Below are 1,313 nucleotides of genomic sequence, written 5' to 3' on the forward strand. Positions count from 1 at the left end.
GGTACGTTAAACAAACATCCTTTACAAAGTTAAAGAAACATAGTTTACACTTTTTGAGGTGTAATTTGAGATCAAAATCAAATTATCATGCCTTGGAAAAACACAACAACTATGGAACAAAAAATTGAATTTATCTGTGAATGGCGAACTGGAAAATATACCATTACAGAATTGTGCAAAAGTTTTGAAATTTCAAGACCAACGGCTTATAAGTTAATAAACAGATTCGAAAATCAAGGCTTTGAAGGCTTAAAAGAGCAATCTAGAAAGCCCGGAAAACATCCTAACACAACCGATCAAAAAATCATTGATAGTATTCTTAAATTAAAAGAAAAACACAAACTCTGGGGTGCTAAAAAAATTAGAGTTTTAATGTTTAAAGAGTTTACAAAAGAACAAATCCCATCGGTGGTGACTGTTCATAATATCCTTCGAAAAAACGGTTTGGTATCTCCTCAAAAACGCATGCGAAGAGTAAAGCCTCTCTATCCTATTTTTGATCCAAAATCCTGTAATGAAGTATGGAGTGCAGACTATAAAGGAAAATTCTTAATGGGTAACAAAATCTATTGTCATCCCCTTACTATTGCCGATTCCAAAAGTCGATTTTTATTCACAGCTAAGGGACATTATAAAGAAACTCTAAAAGCTGCAAAGGCAGAGTTTACAAAGGTCTTTAGAACCTATGGCATGCCTAAACAAATACATACTGATAATGGAAGTCCTTTTGGTTCGGTAAGAGCTATTCAAAGATTTACACAACTCTCTTATTGGTTTATTGAACTAGGAATCACCCCTGTATTTTCTGACCCTGCACATCCAGAACAAAATGGAAGACACGAACGTATGCACCGGGATTTAAAGGCAGCTTGTGCTAATCCGTCTGCCTATGATCTAAAAGCACAACAAAGACGTTTAAATCACTTTGTAAAAGAATATAATAACATACGTCCACACGAAGCATTAGACATGAAAACTCCTGCAGATGTACACCTTTTTTCCTGTAGACCTTTTCCTGAAAAAATAACTCCTTTTGATTATCATAGTGACTATAAAGTACTCAAAGTAACCAAGAGTGGAGCAATTAGATGGAAGTCTTATTACTGGGTATATTTAACTGCTGCTTTAAAAGGAAAATATGTAGGAATTCAAGAACAAGGTAACGGTATTTGGAAAGTATATTATAGAAATGTATTTTTAGGTTTCTTTGATCAAAGAAACCTAAGACATAAACAACAATCGACAAGGTTAGAAACTAATTTAGTGTAAACACATAAGCTTTAACTTGTGTAAACTATGTATCTTAACGAACA

1 protein-coding gene is annotated in these 1,313 nt (G+C 33.6%); it reads left to right on the forward strand.

Annotated elements, in window-relative coordinates:
* Positions 1-111: 111 nt before the first annotated feature.
* Positions 112-1,269: an IS481 family transposase gene (locus Q0997_RS20125; protein ID WP_299892495.1), complete on the forward strand. Its 1,158-nt coding sequence runs from the start codon at positions 112-114 to the stop codon at positions 1,267-1,269.
* The last annotated feature ends 44 nt before the right edge of the window (positions 1,270-1,313 follow it).

Origin of the sequence: uncultured Lacinutrix sp. (assembly GCF_947500325.1) — a bacterium.
GTDB lineage: Bacteria > Bacteroidota > Bacteroidia > Flavobacteriales > Flavobacteriaceae > Lacinutrix.

What these genes read in the sequence shown, in the direction of transcription:
- Q0997_RS20125 (WP_299892495.1), top strand. Translation starts at nt 112, where the DNA reads ATGGAACAAAAAATTGAATTTATCTGTGAATGGCGAACTGGAAAATAT.